This window comes from Streptomyces sp. NPDC050121 (assembly GCF_044460385.1).
GTDB lineage: Bacteria > Actinomycetota > Actinomycetes > Streptomycetales > Streptomycetaceae > Streptomyces > Streptomyces soliscabiei.
The window spans coordinates 109341-127171 of sequence record NZ_JBITJV010000001.1 but is presented as its reverse complement, the minus strand read 5'-3'; the positions used below and the strand labels follow the sequence as shown (position 1 = coordinate 127171).

12 protein-coding genes and 2 pseudogenes are annotated in these 17831 nt (G+C 71.1%); 4 read left to right on the top strand and 10 right to left on the bottom strand.

Features of this window, described 5'->3' with window-relative positions:
- Window positions 1–24 precede the first annotated feature (24 nt).
- The 4 genes and pseudogenes from ACIBTS_RS00615 to ACIBTS_RS00600 all read right to left on the bottom strand — a co-directional run bounded on the left by ACIBTS_RS00615 (window position 25) and on the right by ACIBTS_RS00600 (window position 7138).
- Complete coding sequence (locus tag ACIBTS_RS00615; protein WP_399315690.1) at window positions 25–4428, bottom strand: LamG-like jellyroll fold domain-containing protein; 4404 nt, start codon at window positions 4426–4428, stop codon at window positions 25–27.
- Window positions 4429–4617: 189 nt separating this feature from the next.
- Window positions 4618–5211, bottom strand: a complete 594-nt coding sequence (locus ACIBTS_RS00610) for a TetR/AcrR family transcriptional regulator (protein WP_399315933.1) — start codon at window positions 5209–5211, stop codon at window positions 4618–4620.
- A gap of 40 nt (window positions 5212–5251) precedes the next feature.
- Window positions 5252–6371, bottom strand: a pseudogene (locus tag ACIBTS_RS00605) (class I adenylate-forming enzyme family protein).
- A gap of 2 nt (window positions 6372–6373) precedes the next feature.
- Window positions 6374–7138: an SDR family oxidoreductase gene (locus ACIBTS_RS00600; RefSeq protein ID WP_399315689.1), complete on the bottom strand. Its 765-nt coding sequence runs from the start codon at window positions 7136–7138 to the stop codon at window positions 6374–6376.
- 158 nt (window positions 7139–7296) lie between these two features.
- On the opposite strand from ACIBTS_RS00600, the gene ACIBTS_RS00595 reads away from it, so the two are divergent.
- Window positions 7297–8616, top strand: a complete 1320-nt coding sequence (locus ACIBTS_RS00595) for a serine-threonine protein kinase (protein ID WP_399315688.1) — start codon at window positions 7297–7299, stop codon at window positions 8614–8616.
- A gap of 25 nt (window positions 8617–8641) precedes the next feature.
- Here ACIBTS_RS00595 and ACIBTS_RS00590 read toward each other — a convergent pair whose 3' ends face one another.
- The gene (locus ACIBTS_RS00590; protein WP_399315687.1) at window positions 8642–11428 is read right to left on the bottom strand and encodes a penicillin acylase family protein; all 2787 of its coding nucleotides are present in this window, start codon (window positions 11426–11428) and stop codon (window positions 8642–8644) included.
- Window positions 11429–11648: 220 nt separating this feature from the next.
- Between ACIBTS_RS00590 and ACIBTS_RS00585 the strand changes: the two genes are divergently transcribed.
- Both ACIBTS_RS00585 and ACIBTS_RS00580 read left to right on the top strand, forming a co-directional pair.
- Window positions 11649–12251 (top strand): hypothetical protein, encoded by a 603-nt coding sequence (locus ACIBTS_RS00585; protein WP_079663296.1) that lies wholly within the window; start codon window positions 11649–11651, stop codon window positions 12249–12251.
- A 209-nt stretch (window positions 12252–12460) separates the two neighbouring features.
- The gene (locus tag ACIBTS_RS00580) at window positions 12461–13528 is read left to right on the top strand and encodes an RNA ligase (ATP) (RefSeq protein WP_399315686.1); all 1068 of its coding nucleotides are present in this window, start codon (window positions 12461–12463) and stop codon (window positions 13526–13528) included.
- Window positions 13529–13601: 73 nt separating this feature from the next.
- On the opposite strand, the pseudogene ACIBTS_RS00575 reads toward ACIBTS_RS00580, so the two are convergent.
- Both ACIBTS_RS00575 and soxR read right to left on the bottom strand, forming a co-directional pair.
- Window positions 13602–14413: pseudogene (locus ACIBTS_RS00575) on the bottom strand (IS200/IS605 family accessory protein TnpB-related protein); the annotation flags it as partial.
- A 131-nt stretch (window positions 14414–14544) separates the two neighbouring features.
- Window positions 14545–15033, bottom strand: coding sequence for a redox-sensitive transcriptional activator SoxR (gene soxR / locus ACIBTS_RS00570; RefSeq protein ID WP_399315685.1), 489 nt, complete (start codon window positions 15031–15033; stop codon window positions 14545–14547).
- An 86-nt stretch (window positions 15034–15119) separates the two neighbouring features.
- On the opposite strand from soxR, the gene ACIBTS_RS00565 reads away from it, so the two are divergent.
- Complete coding sequence (locus ACIBTS_RS00565) at window positions 15120–15581, top strand: MaoC family dehydratase (RefSeq protein ID WP_399315684.1); 462 nt, start codon at window positions 15120–15122, stop codon at window positions 15579–15581.
- Between the two features lie 45 nt (window positions 15582–15626).
- On the opposite strand, the gene ACIBTS_RS00560 is transcribed toward ACIBTS_RS00565, so the two are convergent.
- The 3 genes from ACIBTS_RS00560 to ACIBTS_RS00550 all read right to left on the bottom strand — a co-directional run bounded on the left by ACIBTS_RS00560 (window position 15627) and on the right by ACIBTS_RS00550 (window position 17797).
- Complete coding sequence (locus ACIBTS_RS00560) at window positions 15627–16253, bottom strand: TetR/AcrR family transcriptional regulator (protein WP_319335364.1); 627 nt, start codon at window positions 16251–16253, stop codon at window positions 15627–15629.
- Window positions 16254–16343: 90 nt separating this feature from the next.
- Window positions 16344–16586, bottom strand: coding sequence for a YiaA/YiaB family inner membrane protein (locus tag ACIBTS_RS00555; RefSeq protein ID WP_079663292.1), 243 nt, complete (start codon window positions 16584–16586; stop codon window positions 16344–16346).
- A gap of 59 nt (window positions 16587–16645) precedes the next feature.
- Window positions 16646–17797: an acyl-CoA dehydrogenase family protein gene (locus ACIBTS_RS00550; protein ID WP_399315931.1), complete on the bottom strand. Its 1152-nt coding sequence runs from the start codon at window positions 17795–17797 to the stop codon at window positions 16646–16648.
- Window positions 17798–17831: the final 34 nt, after the last annotated feature.

Below are 17831 nucleotides of genomic sequence, written 5' to 3'. Positions count from 1 at the left end.
GGGGGGATGGGTGGACGGATGGGATCAGTCGTCGCCGGGTACGGCGGTCGCCACGCCCGGCATGCCGACGGCGAGCCGGCTGATCTGCGCGTCGCTCAGCGCACCCTGGAAGGTCCACAGGTCCGACACGGTGCCCGGGAAGTACTCGCCCCAGGTGGTGGCACCGGTCTTGGCACGGCCGAGCTGCAGGTTCTGCGCGGCCTTGAACGTCACGACGTTCTCGGCGGACGAGTCGATGTCCGTGCAGCCCGTCACATCGGGTTCGCCGTTCTCGTCGGCGTCGGCGCAGGCGACGTCCTGGAGCTCGCCGTTGACGTAGAGCCGCAGGTCGCGGGCGAACCCGTCGTAGACGACCGCCAGATGGGTCCAGTCCTGGACGCTGTAGAACTGTCCGTTCTCCACCTGGGTGGCGGTGGCGGTGGAGCTGTCGGCGTCGGCGGTCTCGATGCGCCAGCGTCCCGGGTCGGCGCCCCCGGAGCCGGGCACATACCGGACCGCGAAGGCGCTCTTGGCAGTGCCGGGCGCGCTGAGCAGGGTGACGTTCCCGGTGGGCTGGGCCGCCGCCTGGACGAAGCCGCTGACGGTGAAGCTGGCGCTGGTGTCGACGGTCGGGACGCCGGTCGCGGTGGCCGCGTAGTCGTCGACGCCGTCCAGCGTCAGACCGCCGTCCACCCAGCCGGAGCCGGTCGCGGCCCCGTTGTACAGGGTCATGCCCGCGCCGGTGGCGGAGGCGTCCGGGGTGACCTGCGGGCTGCCGGTGGCCGACTCGAACTTCCAGCGGGAGCCGACCAGCGGACGCTGCTTGAACAGCTGGCGCACTTCGTCGGCGGACACCGCCCGGTCGAACAGCCGGACGTCGTCCGTGTCGCCCTTGAGGGGGCTGCTCACGGCGCCGGCCGTGGTGAGCCCGCTGCCGATGGTGAGCGGCCCCTCGGAGGACCAGCGGGCGGTGTAGGCGGTGCTGGCCTGCAAAACGCCGTTGACGTACAGCAGGAGCTTGCCGGCGTCGGCGTCGTAGACGCCCACCACCTGGTTCCATTCGCCGAACCGGCCCGCCGCGCAGTTGGTGCCCGCGGCGCAGACGGTCTGGGTGGCGCGGACCAGGGCCGCGTCCGCGGTGTCGGCCTCCGGCCGGGTGAAGACCCAGCCGCCCAGAGCCGAGGAGTGATAGAGCTCGAAACTCCTTCGCACGGAGCCGAGTTGGGAGACCGCGATCATGGATCGGGCCTCCTTGTCCTTGGGCAGCCGCACCCAGGCCGAGACCGCGAAGCTCTGGAAGGTGTCCAGGACCGGGCGGCCGGTGGTGGCGTAGTCGTCCACGCCGTCGAACGTCACGGCGTGTCCGTTGACCCCGGCGGTGCCGGCGGTGGCGCCGCCCTTGAGCACGGCGTCGGTGGCCTGGCCGCGGCCGGTCACGGCGGTGGCGGCGGGGTCGGTCTCGTCCAGCGGCCAGACCAGCTTGGCCGGACGGCCGGTGTCGACGGGCTGCTTCGCGGCGAGCTTGGTGACCTGGGCGTCGTTGAGCTGGTAGTCGAAGAGCTGGACCTCGTCGAGCGAGCCGGGGAAGAAGTCGGCGAGCGTGCCGTAGTGCTTGCCGGCGCCCAGGATGGTGCCGCCCCGGGCGTCCCAGGGGGTGGTGAACGCGGCGCTGCCGACGAGCTTGCCGCCCACGTACAGCTTGATCTGGTGATTGGGGTTGTCGAAGACGCCGACCAGGTTGGTCCACTCGCCGAGACGGGCCGTGGTGCACGCGGTGTCGCCGGCGGCGCAGGCGGGCTGGACGGCCCGGGAGGCCGTGCCGCCTGAGGAGGCGTCGTCGGCGTGCCGCAGGAAGACCCAGCCGCCCAGAGCCGAGGAGTAGTAGATCTCGAAGCCGCTGTGGTTCTGGCCGGGCTGGGACAGCGCCACGCTGGGGTGGCCCGGGTCGGCGCCGGGCAGCTTGGCCCACAGCGACACCGAGAAGCTCTTGCCGGTGTTGAGGACCGGCGAGTCGGTGGCGGCGTAGTCGTCGGTCCCGTTGAACGACAGGCCGGCTCCCGAGACGCCCGGCCCGCCGGGTGTGGCCCCGTGCAGGGTGGCCGGCCAGTCGCCGCCCGCCCCGGCAGCGGCGCTCGCCCCGGCGTTCTCGTCCATCTGCCAGGCCAGCCGCTCGGGTTGGCCGGAGCGGACCCGGAAGGTGTAGGTGGTGGGTTCGGAGCCGTTGCCGGCCGCGTCGAAGGCCTGCGCGGTGATGAAGTTGACGCCCGGCTTCGTCGGCATGAACGAGATCGTCTTGACGCCGCCGCCCGAGGTGGTCAGCACGTTGGCGCTGCTGGGCGCCGCGTTGACGCCGAACCAGTACTTGGTGACGTCGGTGGAGGTGGTGTCGACGGAGAAGGTGCCGTACCGTCCGACGCCGTCCCACCAGGGGTCGTCCGGGTTCTCGGGGTCGGACGCGCCGTACTGTGCGGAGCTGATGGTGGGTCCGACCGGCACGGAGGTGTCGTACATGAAGTGGCAGCCGTGGGAGCCGGTGTAGCTCCAGGCGGACCACTGGGCGCCGTCGTAGGAGTGGACGTGCCAGTCGACGTGCTTGTTCTTGGGGATGCTGCTGGGCAGCGGGAGCGAGAAGTCGGAGCCGCTCTTCTTGCTGGTGGTCCTGGCCGAGGTCCAGCGGGCCTTCCAGCCGGCGCCGTCACCCGCGTCCCAGGACGCCTGGAACTGCACGGAGACGGCGTCCCCGTCGGGGTCCGTGACGTCGTTGGCGCGGATCGTCGCGGCGGAGCGGATGCGCACCATCTTGTCGGAGGCCACGCAGGGGCCGCCCGGGCTCATGGTGAGCTGGGAGAGGGTGATCTTGTTCGGTGCGCGGTTGTAGCGCACGCGCAGGTAAGCGTCGTCGGAGAACCGCTTCCAGGTGTAGCGGTCGCCCTCGTCGCTGGCGCGCATGCCGAGCGTGATGTTGGACCACTTCTTGGCGGCGGCGTCGGCGATGGCGTCCTTCACGTCGAACTCCGCGTCGGCGGCGGCGCAGCCGTCGGCGCCGTAGGCGAAGCTGACGGTCTTGAGCCGGTCGATCCAGAAGTCGGAGTTGTCCTGGCTGTTCCAGGTCGTGGACGAGGAGATGCCCTTCGTCCGCCAGAGCTGGACCTCGCGCTTCTGGCAGGAGGCCGCGTGGGTCTCCCGGACGACGAACTCCGCGGACAGGATGGTCCGGCCGGCGAACTTCGTGGTCGGGATCTGGTAGAAGAGCCGCTTCACGTCGTAGGGGGCGCAGTAGTCCCAGCCGCAGTAGCCGAGGCCCGCGTCGGGGTCGCCGTTGAACTTCCACTGCGGGGAGCTCGCCCAGTACCGGGACACCATGGTCCAGGAGGTGGCCTTGGGCGAGTACCACTGCGGGTCGATGTAGACGGGGTAGACGGTGTCGGAGCCGGTCAGCAGCGCCTTGTCCGGGGTGAGGACGAGGGCGTCCTTGCCGGAGACGTCGACGCCGACGCGCTCGACCCGGCCGGACTCGGCGGCGGTCGGCTCGTCCTCGGCACCGGCCGCGGGGGCGGTCGACTCGTCCGTGGCGGCGCTCGCCGTCCGGGCGGCGGTGCGGGCGACGGCCGCCGTGACGGAGGAGGCGGCCCCCGTCCGGGGCGTCGTCCGGGTCGTCGTCCGGGCGCTCGCGGGGTCGGCGGAGGCGGTGGCCGGTGCGCCCTCGGCGACGGGGCTGGAGTCCCACATCACCGGGGTGGGCGCCTCGAAGACGACTCCGCCCGCGCCCTTGTCGACGGCCCTGAGGCCGCCGGTCGGCGTCTCGGACACGGCCATGCCGTCGGCGTTCAGCTTCAGCCGCAGCTCGGCGAGCGCGCTGCTGTGCGCGGCCTCGGCCGACTTGACGACGAGGAGCTGGGTGAAGCCGTCGGGGCGGGCCGCGAGGCGCAGGTCCACGTCCGGCAGGATGTCGGGGTAGACGGCCGTGTCGCCGTCCAGTCGCGGTGCGGGCACCGCGCCGGGCCAGGAGAGTTCGAGCGTGCGGCCCGCCCGCTCCAGGCGCACCAGCGGGTGTCCGGTGCCGCCGCCGGAGAACTCCAGGCCGACGGTGGCCGCCTTGGGCGCGACCATGCCGCCGTCGGCCTTGGCCAGCGCGGTGTCGATCGCCTGCCAGCTGCCGTTGATCCGGGTCCGCACCGGGCGCAGGTACTCCCGCGCCTCCAGATGGCCGTCCGCGGTGGCGTACACATCGCTGCTCTCCCCGCGCAGCGACGCCACCTCGACGCTCTTGCCGGATCGTTTCGCTGCCGCGACGGCCTCCTCCTCGGAGGCCGCGGAAGCGACGCCGGCGCCACTCGTCGTACTGCTTGTCGTCCCGCTCTTCGCGGCCGCCGCCTTCGCGGCCGGCAGGCCGGTCTGCGGCCGGGCGGCCGCCGTGGGGACCGCTCCCAGCTGCAACAGCCCGGCCACCAGGGCGACCCCTAGGCCGAGTACCGCCCCACGGCCGGCTCTCGGCTGTTTTCTGCCACCACTCGACATCCGTTCACACTCCCCCGCTTTGGCATGATCAGCTCATAGCGCGCGCCAACGTACGATCGGATCATGGCCCGGGGGTGAAGCGTCAACAGCGGAATGGTTAATTCCGGGTAAGGGCGGGCGTCAGAGACGCAGTGCCCGCAGCAGCAGGTCGGCCAGGTGATCGGCGACTTCCTGGGGACTCATCGGACCGTCCGGGCGATACCAGGTCGACAGGTGATGCACCGACCCGAAGTGGTAGTCCACGACCAGGTCTGCCGGGGTCGCGGTGGAGAAGACACCGGCCCGCTGGCCCTCCTCCACGAGCGCGCGGAAGCGTTCGTGATACCGCCGACGCTCGGCACGGACCTGCTTGTTCTTCTCGGGGCTCAGGTGATGCATCGAGCGGAAGAAGATCATCGCGTCGTCGAGGTTCTCGATCGTCGTGACGACGACGTCCGCCGCCGCGCCCCGCAGCCGCTTCTCGATCGGCTCGTCGGCGTTCGCGAAGGCGTCGAGGCGCTCCTGCTGGACGCGCAGCACGCGCGCGTACACCTCGTGCAGCAGGTCGTCCTTGGAGCCGAAGTAGTGGTACAGCGCTCCCTTGGTGACGCCGGCCGCCTCCACGATCTCCTGCACCGAGGTGCGGTCGTAGCCCTGCTCGGCGAAGAGCCGGGTGGCGGCGGCAAGGAGCCGTTGCGGAACAGGAGCCTCCGCACCGTCCGTCGTCCTGGGCACTGCCGCCACCTGCCTTCCTCGATGCATCACTGACTTCGCGCTACTGACCGTCCTGCGCACGGGAACGCAGTTCCCGACGGAGGATCTTCCCACTCGCCGTCTTGGGCAGGTCGGGCAGGATCTCGACCTGACGCGGATACTTGTAGGCCGCCAGTCTGTCCTTGCAGTAGGCGGCGAGCGTACCGGCATCCGCGTCGGCCCCGGGACGCAGGCTGACGTACGCCTTCACGGTCTCCCCGCGGTACCCGTCCGGCACCCCGACGACGGCCGCCTCGCGCACCGCCGGACGGGTGTACAGCACGTCCTCGACCTCGCGGCCTCGGGCCGCCGCCAGCACCCGGGCACCACCTGCGGCCCCCGCACGACGATCTCCCCCTGCTCGTCGACGATGCGTACGACGGTGTCGGGCCCGGGAAGACCGACGGCGAGGGTCCCCGACGCCGGATCGACCGGCGCCTCCAGCTGCGGCGAGACGGCGGCGCAGGGCACCGTGCACTCGGTGAGCCCGTAGCCGTTGCGGATGTACGGCCCGAAGCCGGCCCGGAACTTCTCCACCGGGGTGGGGGCCGCGCCACGGCCCCCACCAGCACTTTGTGGCCCTGCCGGGCACCGACGAGGAGGTCGTCGGCGTCCGCGGCCTGCGGCAGCCGCTCGAACGTCAGCACGCGCGCGTCGCCCCGCGTCTGGAAGTCCAGCTCGCAGCCGGTGAGCACGATCCGCACCGACGAGCCGGCGACCGTCTCCCGCAGATACGACTCCCAGGCCCGGTCGGAGCAGATCAGCGCGGCCACCTCGCCGTCCCGCAGCACGTGCGCGACCTCGCCCGACTTGTACATCGGGTTGACGGGCACCACCGTCGCGCCCGCCTTCCAGGCGCCCAGCAGGGCGAGGACGAAGTGCGGGGAGTTCTGCAGCAGGACGGCGACCCGGTCGCCGCGCTGCAGCCCGCGGGCGGCGAGGTGACCGGCGACGGAGTCGCTGAGCTCGTCCACCTCGCGGTAGCTGAGCCGACCGTCGAAGTAGGCGAGGCAGGTGCGGTCGGGGGCCTCGGCGACGGACCTGCGGAAGGCGTGCACGAGGGAGTCGGCCGGGTCGATCGGGGCGCGCTGGGCGTCGTCGAGGAGGGCCAGCCAGGGCTTGGCCGCGTAACGGGAGGGCATGGTCACTCGGCGGCCTCCCACTTCTGCTGGAGGTGGTTCATGTTGGTCAGCCAGCGGTCGGGGTCGCCGGCCCGCACCTGGTAGTACCCGGCGACCTCCGGGTGCGGAAGGATCAGGAAACGGTCCTCGGCGATCCCCTTGAACAGGGCGGCTGCGACGTCATCCGGCTCGATCGCGGTCGGCTTGAGCACCAGGTCGCCCGCGCTGCCGGTGGCGTCCAGCATGTCGGTGCGCACGCCCTGGGGACAGATCGCGTGGACGCTGATCCCCCGGTGCCGGTAGGTCAGCGACAGCCACTCGGCGAACGCGTACGCCCCGTGCTTGGTGACGCTGTAGGGGGCCGCGCCGATCATGGTGAGCAGCCCGGCCGCCGAGACGGTGGAGACGAACCGGCCCCGGCCGCGCTCCAGCCACTCGGGCAGCAGCGCGTGGGCCGCCCGGACATGAGCCATGACGTTGACGTCCCAGGCCAGCGCCCACACGGCCGCGTCGGCCGCCTCCGAGCCGCCCGAGGCGACCCCGGCGTTGGCGCAGTACACGTCGACGGTGCCGCCGAGCGCCTCCCGGGCCTGCTCGACGATGCCGGCGGCGTCACCGGGGACCGCGATCCCGCCGATCTCGTCGGCGACGGCCTGCGCCCGCCCGGCGTCCAGGTCGTTGACGACGACCCGGGCCCCCTCGGCGGCGAAGCGGCGGGCCAGCGCGGCCCCGATCCCGCCCCCCGCTCCGGTCACGACGACCCCGGCATCCTGCACGGCTTCCACCATCGGTCTCCTTCGACACGAAGCGAATCGGCTCGAGCGCCAGACTAACCGGTCGGTATGTGTCGGGAAAGGGTCGGCCGCCTGACGTATGGCCAATCGCGCCTGTCGGCAGGACGATGCGCGCACTCGGTACACCGCTTCAGGGGAGAAGGGGGCCTGTCATGGCGGATCCTGCGATGAGCGTGACTCCTTACTGGGAGCTGACCTTCGACGCCGACGGGGACGTCGACGGCGGCCGGCGGGACCGGCTGCTGAGTGACGTGAACCGGCACGGGGTCCATGACCTGATCGTCTTCTCGCACGGCTGGAACAGCGACCGTTCCGGCGCGAGTCGGCTCTACAGCCGCTTCTTCGCCCCGATCCCCGCGCTCGCCCCGGCCGCGAAGATCGGTTACGTGGGCGTCGTATGGCCGTCGATGCGGTTCTCGGACGAGCCGATCCCCGACTTCCCGCGGTCCGTGGCGGCCGGCCCGGCGCACTGCCCGGCGCTGGACGAGGGCACCCGCCGCGCCCTCCTGGAGACCTTCCCGGGGCGGGCCACGGTGGTCGACCGGATCGCGCGGATGCTGGAGCAGCGGCCGCCCGAGGAGGCCGAACTGGAGGAGTTCGGGCGGCTGGTGCGACTGCTGGTGGACGTGGTGCCGCCGGGACCGCAGGCGCTGTTCGCGGCGGACACCCTGGCGGAGGGGGTGCCGCAGGACGAGCCGGAGATGTTCACCGGCTCCACGGCGGCGGCCTGCGAGGAGTTCGCGCGAGCCCTGGCCGGACTCGAGTCCCCGTGTGGCGCCGAGGAGTTCAGCCTCCCCAACCCGTGGGACGGGGCGCACGAGCTGCTGCGTCAGGCGACGTACTACGCGATGAAGCGGCGCGCGGGGACGGTGGGCGAACGGGGACTCGGGCCGTTCGTCGGCCGACTGGCGAGCGTGGCGCCCGGCGTCCGTGTGCACCTGGTGGGGCACAGCTTCGGCGGGCGGCTGGTGTCGTTCGCGCTGCGCGGACTGCCCGAGGGGGTGCGCACGGTGAAGTCGGTGACGCTGCTCCAGGGCGCCTTCTCGCACTACGCCTTCGCGACCAGGCTGCCGCACGACGCGCGCGCGGGAGGGGTGCTCCAGGGCCGGCAGGACCGCATCGACGGCCCGCTGGTGTGCTGCTACTCCTCCTTCGACGCGGCGCTGGGCACGATGTACCCGCTGGCCTCCCGGATGGCGGGCGACGAGCGAGGGGCGGTCGAGGAGTTCGGCATCGGGGCGGCGCTCGGCGCCAAGTGGGGCGCGATGGGACACGACGGGGTGCAGGCGGTGCCGGGCACCCGCGCGTACACACTCGCCGAGGCGCTGGCCGCTGCCCTGCCGGCGTCGGGCTGCGTGAACGTGGACGCGGCGGCCGTGGTCCGGCGCGGCGGGGCGCCGTCCGGGGCGCACAGCGACATCGTGCACCCCGAACTGGCGCGGTTGGTGCTGGCGGCGGGCCGGATCCGTTAGGACGCGCCCCGCCGCCGCTCAGGGCCTACCGGTGTGAGGTGAACTCCACCACCTGCTGGAAGGTGGGCCGGTTCTGCCAGCTGATGTTGCCGTGCTTGATGCCTCCCAGGGTGCGCTGGACGATCGAGTCGGCGCACCACTGGTTGCCCGCCGCGCACAAGGTGTCGCCGGGGTAGACCTGGGCCGCGGTCTTGCCGGCCGCCGTCTTCAGGGTGTTGATCAGGACGTCCCGGCAGCCGCTGAGGGTGCCGCCGCCGCAGTACTTCTGCGTCAGAGCGCCCTGCACGCTCTCCCCGAGCACGGCCCGGATGTCCTTGTCGACATAGCTCCACCAGCCGTACTGGAAGGAGCTTCCGGCGTGCGCCCCGGTCGGGCCGTGGGCGGCCGACGGGGACTCGTCGACGGGCAGGTTGGCCGTGAACGCCGTGTACAGGCCGGTGCCGAGACCGGGTTCGAACTCGGCCTTGACCAGCAGCGGCCACCAGGCGTCCAGGATGCGGATCGCGTCGGCGTCGGCGTACGTCTTCGAACCGGCCGTGGTCTCCGTGCGCTTGCCGCCCGCCGTCAGCCAGGTCTGCAGCTTGGTCACCGCGGCCGCGGCCGTGGTGTCGGTGACCGTGGAGCTGTTGATCACCTTCAGCAGGTCGGGCAGGACGTCCTCGGCGCGCAGGTCGGCGAGCGCCGCGTCCGCCATCGCCTTCGTCAGCGAGGCACGCGTGACGCCACCGGCCGCGACCAGCTTCTTCACCCGGTCCTCCAGCAGGTTGCCGCGGTGCACGGACCCGTCGCCCCAGGAGGCTGTCGCATAGTCCTTGGCCTGCTTGTTGTTCCAGGAGATGTAGTAGTCCTGGTCGATGGAGTTGGGGTGCGCCGAGGCCGGGGTGTACTCGGCCGTGTTGGTGGCCGGCACCCAGTTCTTCCACTCGTAGGCCGCCTGCGCCCACACCGGGAACTCGGCGTCGACGCCGCTCGCGCGCACCGGGTTGTTGCCGCTGTTGTAGTAGGCGGTGTGCGTGGAGTCGGCGTAGAACCAGTTGAAGGTGTAGTTGATGTGCTGCACCGCGCTCTGGAAGTCCTGCGGGCTCTTGACGTAGTCCGGGTCGTTCAGCATCTGGAAGCCGATGATCGAGTCGGCCTCGTGCAGATACGACGAGCGCAGGGTGGTGTAGGCGACCTTCTTGCCGCCCACGGTGGCCCGGTACGACACGGGTCCGTACTTGGTGCGGTAGACGCGCATCGTGTACGAACCGGCGGCGGTGCCGTCGGCGGTGGTCGGCTTCCAGGCGTTCTTCTGTTCGACGACGTCCATGGCCGTGCAGACGCCGTGGTACAGGTAGTGGTAGTCGTCCTGGCACAGTTCGACCGCGTAGGTGTCGATGATGTCCTGGCCTGAGGTCGTGGCACTCCACGCGTAGTCCTGGCCGCGGCCGAGTTCGACGTACATGCTCAAGCCCGCGAACGAGGCGCCGCGAGCGCTGATGCCGGGCCCCTGGATCTCCTGCAGCATGAGCAGCTGTGGGGCGAAGTAGCCGGTCTGCGGCCCGAAGACGGCGATGGGGTGACCACTGGCCGTGGCCTTCCCGCTCACCACGAGGGCGTTGGACATGCCCCGCCGGGCCGAGCTGAGGGCGGTCGCGGTCGCCTTGGCGGAGGCGGCGGTGGCGCTCGCGGCGGCCCCCGTCCCCGTCGCGTCGTAGATCAGCGGTTCCGCGGTCACCGACCCGGCGTCGGGCAGCGCCTCGCCCTGCGGGCTCGCGGGCTTGCCGGCGTACGGGAAGCTCTCGCCGTTGTGGACGGTGAGGACGGCCTCGGGGTCGTTGCGCTCGCGGAACGCCTCCCAGACCTGGGTGCCCTGCGCCACGCCGTACTTGTCCTGCGCGGCGAGCAGCGAGATCGCGTTGTTGACCTCGCCACCGCCGCCGGAGCCGAAGAGCGAGCCGATGACCGAGGCCAGCGCCACCAGGTCGGTGATCTTGAAGTGATCTATGGTGCCGGCGTTGGTGATTGAGTCCTTGTGGCCGGTCAGGACGTATTCACCGGGGAAGTAGCGGCCGCTGTCGGAGGCGTCGATATAGGCGTTGACGCCGGCCAGGTACGCGTTGGCGTCGTCGAGAGCCTGTCGGCCGCGGGCGCCGTTGGTGGCGATGGCGTTGTCGATCTGGGCTTGGAGGTCTGCCTCGGTGTACGGAGCGTCGCGCCAGAACTGCTGTTCCAGACCCTGGTTGGAGGGAGCCCCGCCCGCGAAGTTGGTGACCTGTCCCCGTCCGACGTGCCGGAAGACGTCCATGAGCCACAGCCGGTCCTGGGCCGCCGCATACCCGGCGCCGAACTCGGTGCCGTATCTGGTGGTACCGGTGATGTGCGGTACGCCCGTCTTCTTGTCTCGGACGATCGTCACGTCACTGCGACCGGCGGGGCTCAGGGTGGAGGCGACTTGATCGGAAGGGACGCCGAACGACGCGTCGTTGAAGAACGTGTTGATCGTGGCGTTGGTGAGCGTCGGGTAGCCCTTGGCCAGGTTGGCGTAGGGGCCGAGCTGGTCCTCGGCGTGGTCGGGCTGGGTGCCGAAGGCCTGGTTGAGCAGGATCTGGGCGAGGGTGGCGTTGCCGTTCTCACCGGGCGGCAGGATGTCGGAACACTGTCCGCCGCAGTAGTCGCCCGCGGCCGTGGCCTCGGCGGCGACCGCGACTTGGGAAAGCGGGGACAAAAGACCGGCAATCAGCGCGCATACGGAAGCGGTCTTCAGGAACCCGGGGAATCTGCCGGGAGTTCTCAGTCTGTCGAGAGTGGTACGAGGGGTGCGCCGTGACATCGGCTGCTCCTAGCGACGGGGGTCGGCGGAAGGTTACCGCCGGTATCCCCGGGATTGAAGATGAACATGCGTCACTTTTCAGAGTCGCCACCGCGGACCGGGAGGTCGCCGGAAATCGGATGGAGCCGAATCGCGTGTCGATACGTCTATTCGACGACGTCCGTACGACGACGCCGAAGTGACCGAAGTACAGGTGCAGATGTGACGGAGGTGCAAGGCGATGGCCGGTTTCCGGAGTCTGGCGAGACAGGTGCGAGACCCGCGCTGCGATCTGGCGCTGCGGCGGTACTCCCTGCGCAAGTGCCTTGAGCGGTTCGCCCCCTACGGGCACCGGGCGACCTGGGACCACCTGTCCTCGCGGGCCGGGTTCGGACCCGAGGACCGCTCCCCCGACCCGGCGCGGCTCGTGGCCGCGTTGGACGAGTTGGAGGAGGCGCGGGCCGTATGGCTGGCCTACGAGGTCGAGTTCGCCGAGCGCCGCAAGAAGGAGAAGCACGACGGGCTGCGCAGGCCCGGCAGTGTGGACGACTGGCACCGGCTGACCTGGGGCGGTTTCGGTGTCGCCTGGTGCGACGACCCGCGGCTGCACCCCCGTGAGCCGCTGGCCGAGGTACTGCGCAGGCTGATCGCCGCACTGGAGCGGGCCCCGGGCTCGGGCTGCCCGGTGTGCGGCGGCGAGCGCCTGCCGTGGAAGTACGACCTGGATCACGAACCGTCGGCGGGTCCGGTCTGCGCGGACTGCGGAATTCTCGTCCCGCGCCCCGTACTCACGGCCGAGGCCCTGGCGTACGCCAGGCGTGGACGCCTGCTGGTGTCGGCCTGACACCGGCCTGAGCTCTGCCCAAGGACGGCCGGCACGGCCGCCCTGAGAGCACGGCGGGGGTGCGCCGGGGATGCCGCACCCCCTGTTTCGGGGAGTCGGGAAGAGCCCGGGAACGCTACCAGTCGCTAATCGGGTCGCTCCACCCTTTTCCGGGCGGGGACAGTGGAGGTCGATGACCCAAGACCCCCCGACTCCCTGAAGGAGCCCTGATGTCGACGCTGCGCGTCACCGCCGAAGTGCTGACGGTCCACGACCACCCCAACGCCGACGCCCTCGAACTGGCCCAGGTCGGCCTGTACCGGGCCGTGGTCGCCAAGGGCGCGTACCGCACCGGCGACGCCGCCCTCTACATCCCCGAGCAGTCGGTGCTCCCCGTCGAGCTGGTCGAGGAGCTGGGGCTGACCGGGCGGCTGGCGGGCAGCAGGTCGGACCGGGTCAAGGCGGTGCGGCTGCGGGGCGAGCTGTCCCAGGGGATCGTGTGCCGGCCGAAGGCGCTGGCCGACGTCGACCTGGCGCGGGCGGCGGCGGAGGGCGCCGACTTCGCGGAACGTCTCGGCATCGTCAAGTGGGTCCCGCCGATCCCTCCGACCATGAGCGGCGACGTCGAAGCCGCCCCCGACCTCCTGCCGTGGGTCGACATCGAGAACATCCAGCGTTATCCCGGCATCTTCGAACCCGGCGAACCAGTGGTCGTGACGGAGAAACTGCACGGCTCGGCCTGCCTGCTGACCTATGTGGCGGACGACGGCCGCGTCCACGTCTCCTCGAAGGGCTTCGGCGCGAAGTCCCTCGCTCTGGTGGAGGACCCGCGCAACTTGTACTGGCGGGCGATCCGCGGCCACGGCGTCGCCGAGACGGCGGCCCGCCTGGCCTCCCGGCTCGGCGCCCGCCGCATCGGCGTCTTCGGCGAGGTCTACGGCGCGGGCGTGCAGGACCTGACCTACGGAGCGGACGGCCGCAGCGACACCCTCGGCTACGCGGTGTTCGACGTGTCGGCGGAGATCGACGGCGAGATCCACTGGCTCGACGCACCCGACCTCCTGACCGGCGAACTCCCCCTGGTCCCCCGCCTCTTCGAGGGGCCGTACGACAGCGACCAGATCCTCACCCTCGCAACCGGACGCGAAACGATGTCCGGCCGCGAACTGCACCTGCGCGAGGGAGTGGTGATCCGCCCCTCGACGGAGCGCTACAGCCTGACAACCGGCGGCCGAGCGATCGCCAAGGCAGTCAGCGGCGCCTACCTGACCCGAAAAGGCGGCACGGAGTACGAGTGAGAAAGCACCACGACGCACCCGAGGCCGCCGACGCACCGGGAGCGGGTCGCGGTGGTGCGGCGCAGCCCGTCGGTCAGCTCGTCACAGCCAACCGTTCCTGGAGACTGAGTGGGAGTGAGTCCTGTTGCCAGGGCTCGTGCTCAGCCGGGCGCCCCGAACGGTGTTGGGCGTCCTGGTCTGCCGCGTTCGCTCCGCGTCCGGGCGGCACGGATCGTGTCCGTGGTCCGGGGATGCGGGGGCGGCCCGCGGCCGGAGGCCGCCGTTGGGCAGCGCCTCACGCCCCGGGGCCTCCGGTCGGGCCTGGACGGTCCGATGCCCCACAGCATCGCTGCGGTGTTGTGGGGGCGGTGTCGTCCTCCCCCAGTGCCTTAAAGGCCTGGGAGGTACCCCCATCCGGATCGGGTGTCCCAGGGCGCGTCTTCCGATCGCCACGGCGGCCGCGTCGTGGCGGGTGGTCTTCCTGGTCGTGGTGGTGAGGGGTTTCTGCCAGTGCTGTGCGCCCCACCGGCTGGTGTAGGCCGGGTCGACGGCGACGACCGTGATGCCGAGTTCGACGGCCATGGCGACGAGGCGGGCGCGGAGTCTGGCCACGGGCATGCCGGAGATGAGCTTGCGGAAGCGCTTCTTGCGGCCGTGTTTCTCGCGGGTGGTCTCTGCGGTGAAGTCCAGGTCCTCGACGGCGATCGCGAGGCCGTGGCGTCTGGCCCAGTGGAGCAGGCGGATGAGGGCGTGGCGGATCTGGGCGTCGCGGTGGGCGGCGGTGCCGGTGAGGTCGTAGGCGAAGCGGCGGGGTTCGCCGACGGGGTTGCCGTGTCGGTCGAGGCGCCAGGCGGCGAGGTGGTCGGCGTTGATGTCGACGCCGACCACGCCGTTCGCGCGGGCCGCGGCGCCCAGCAGTTCACAACCCCCGCTGTGAAACAGGCAGCCGTACGCCCAACACGCGACGGGCTCGCCGCACCACCGCGACCCCGACCCACCCACGCACCCCCGACCCACCCAAGCGCCCCGAGGCGCTCTCAGCGCTCCCGACAGGCGCGCTCACGCTCAGGCTTCCGCTCCACCAACAGCCTTGACCCGGCGGCCCGTTCGCCGAACACGTCGTCCGGATTGGACAGCACACACGTGGCGAGGGACAGACACCCGCAGCCGATACAGTCCGTGAGGTGATCGCGAAGCCGGTTGAGCTGCTTGATGCGCTCGTCCAGCTCCGCACGCCAAGCCTCCGACAGACGGGCCCAGTCCTCCCGGGTCGGCGTGCGCTCCTCGGGAAGTTCGGCGAGCGCGGCACGAATGGTGGCCAGGGGAATCCCGACCCGTTGCGCCGCCCGCACGAAGGCGACCCGCCGCAGCGTGTCCCGGTGGTATCGCCGTTGGTTGCCGGACGTGCGCCGACTGGTGATCAGGCCTTTGGACTCATAGAAGTGCAGGGCGGAAACGGCGGCGCCGCTGCGCGCGGCGAGCTGGCCGACCGTGAGCTCATGGATCTTCTCGGGAATCTGCGGCACCCCTCGAACCCTACCGGCCCCGTCCGCTAGCATGCTAAGCAGTCGCTTAGCACGGGGCACGACGTCACGCGAGAGGGCCGAGACACATGGCAGAGCCGAGGATCTTCACGTCCGCCGAGGAACTGAAGGCGGCGGTGGGCGAGCAGCTGGGACACACCGACTGGCTGGAGGTCGACCAGAAGCGGATCGACCTGTTCGCGGAGGCCACCGGCGACCACCAGTGGATCCACGTCGACCCGGAGAAGGCCGCCGCCGGCCCCTTCGGGACCACCATCGCGCACGGCTACCTCACCCTCTCCCTGCTGCCGCTCTTCGGCCCCCAGCTGATCAAGGTCGAGGGCGTGAAGATGGGCGTCAACTACGGGACGAACAAGGTGCGCTTCCCGTCCCCCGTCCCCGTGGGCTCGCGCCTGCGCGCCACCGCGACGATCACCGGCGTGGACGACGTACCGGGCGGCGTCCAGGTCACCGTCGCCTTCACGGTGGAACGCGAGGGCGGGGACAAGCCGGCATGCGTGGCGGAGTCCGTGTCCCGCTACTACCTGTAGCAGGCCCCCGCCGCTACCTGTGGTAAGCCCCCGACGCGGGCAGGCTCACTTCGCCGCACCCACCATCCGCAACACGAGGTCGGCGTACAACGCGCCGACCTCGTCAGGCGTACGGGACCCGTTGACGTTGAACCAGCGGGCCACATCGATGCACAGGGACAGCACCGCCAGCGTCGTCCCCCGCACGTCCGGCACGTCGAACTCGCCGCTCGCCACGCCGTCCTCGATGATCCCGCGCACCTCCGCGTCGACCTGCCGGCGCAGATCGAGGATCTCCGCGCGGGCCTCAGGACCGAGCGCGTCCAGTTCGTACTGGACGACCCGCGCCGTGGTGCGCCGCCCGGCGTGCCAGCGGACGAAGGAGCTCACGGCGTCCGCGAGCCGCCGGGTGGCGTCGCCCTCGCCGGCGGCCGCCGTGCGCAGGATGTCCAGCGCCCGGTCGTGACCGATCCGGCTGATGCGGTGCAGCAGCTCTTCCTTGGTCTTGTAGTGGATGTAGAGAGCGGCCGGGCTCATCCCCGCGCGGCCCGCGATGTCACGGGTCGTCGTCGCGTGATAGCCGCGCTCGGCGAAGGCCTCCACGGCGGCGACGAGCAGCCGCCGGGCCGCGTCAGGGGTGACCTCTTCCCACGGCTCGACCTCGCCGCCGGCCGTCTCCTCCGCCGTACTCATCGCTGACCCGCCCCTCTCGCTACAGGAGCTCCACCATACCGCCGAAGCTGAGCGCTCGCTTAGCGCGGCCGCTCAGAGCATCTCGAAGGGTCAGAGCTTCTCGAAGGGGCTGTACACCCGGCCCGCCGCGTCCTGCTTGTCCCTGATCACCTTGGCCAGCGTGAACGCGGACGTGACGAGGTACAGGACGGCGATCGCGAGAAAGCCCCGCACCCAGGCGTCGGCGTTCAGCTTGAAGATGCCGATGGCGGTGGCCGCCATGGCGACGGCGAAGGACGCGACCGCTTGGCCGTAGAAGGCGGCGGTGCTCTGCTTGACGGGTGTCTCACTCATGGGGGAAGCCTCGCCAAAGGAGACCGCCCCCACCATCCGTCCCCCTACTCAGAAGGTACTCAGAACGCCGAGACCCCCGTCAACGCCCGCCCGATGAGCAGCTTCTGGATCTGACTGGTGCCCTCGTAGAGGGTCATCACCCGGGCGTCACGCAGGAGCTTGCCCGCCGGGTACTCGTCGATGTAGCCGTAACCGCCGAAGACCTGGAGGGCGTTGTTGGCGGCGCGCACGGCGGCCTCGGAGGCGAAGAGCTTGGCCTTGGAGGACTCCACCGCGAACGGCAGCCCCCGGTCGATGAGATCGGCGACCCGCCAGGTCAGCAGCCGAGCCGCGTCGACGTCGACCGCGATGTCGCTGATCAGCTCCTGCACCAGCTGATGCCGGGCGATGGGCTTCCCGAACTGCTCCCGCTCCCCCGCGTACCGCACCGCCGCGTCCAGGGCGGCCTGTGCGATGCCGACGCAGCCCGCCGCGACCGACATCCGCCCCTTGGCCAGCGCCGACATCGCGACGGAGAACCCCTTCCCCTCGGGCGCCAGCATCGCGGAGGCGGGCACCCGGACGTCGTCGAGCACCAGTTCGGCGGTCGCCTGGCCCCGCAGACCGAGCTTGCCGTGCAGGGTGCGGCGGCTCAGCCCCGGTGTATCGGTCGGCACGAGGAAGGCGGAGACCCCCTTGTGCCCCGGCGCGTCGGTCGACCGGGCGAACAGCAGCACGACGTCCGCCCAGGTGCCGTTCGTGATGAACATCTTCGTGCCGTTGACGACGTACTCGTCGCCCTCCCGCACCGCCCGCGTCGAGAGGTTCCCGGCGTCCGAGCCGGTGCCGGGCTCGGTCAGCCCGAAGCAGCCGATGTACGCGCCGGACGTCAGCCCCGGCAGCCAGCGCCGTTTCTGCTCCTCGCTCCCCCACACGGCGACGCTCTTGGCGACGAGCCCCAGCGAGACGGAGACGATTCCGCGCACGGAGGAGTCCCCGCGCCCCAGCTCCTCGGTGACCAGGCAGTACGCGAGATGGTCGCCGCCGGAGCCGCCGTACTCCTCGTCGATGGTCAGACCGAGGAAGCCGACCTCGCCGAGCTTCTTCACGATGGACCGGTCGACGTCCTCCGCACGGTCCCAGGCGACGACGTGCGGGGCGATCTCGCGGTCCACGAACTCCCTGGCGAGCCGCCGGACGGCGGCCTGCTCCTCGCTGAGCCCCAGGTTCACCACGAGATCACCCCACACCGGAAAGTCGTCCATT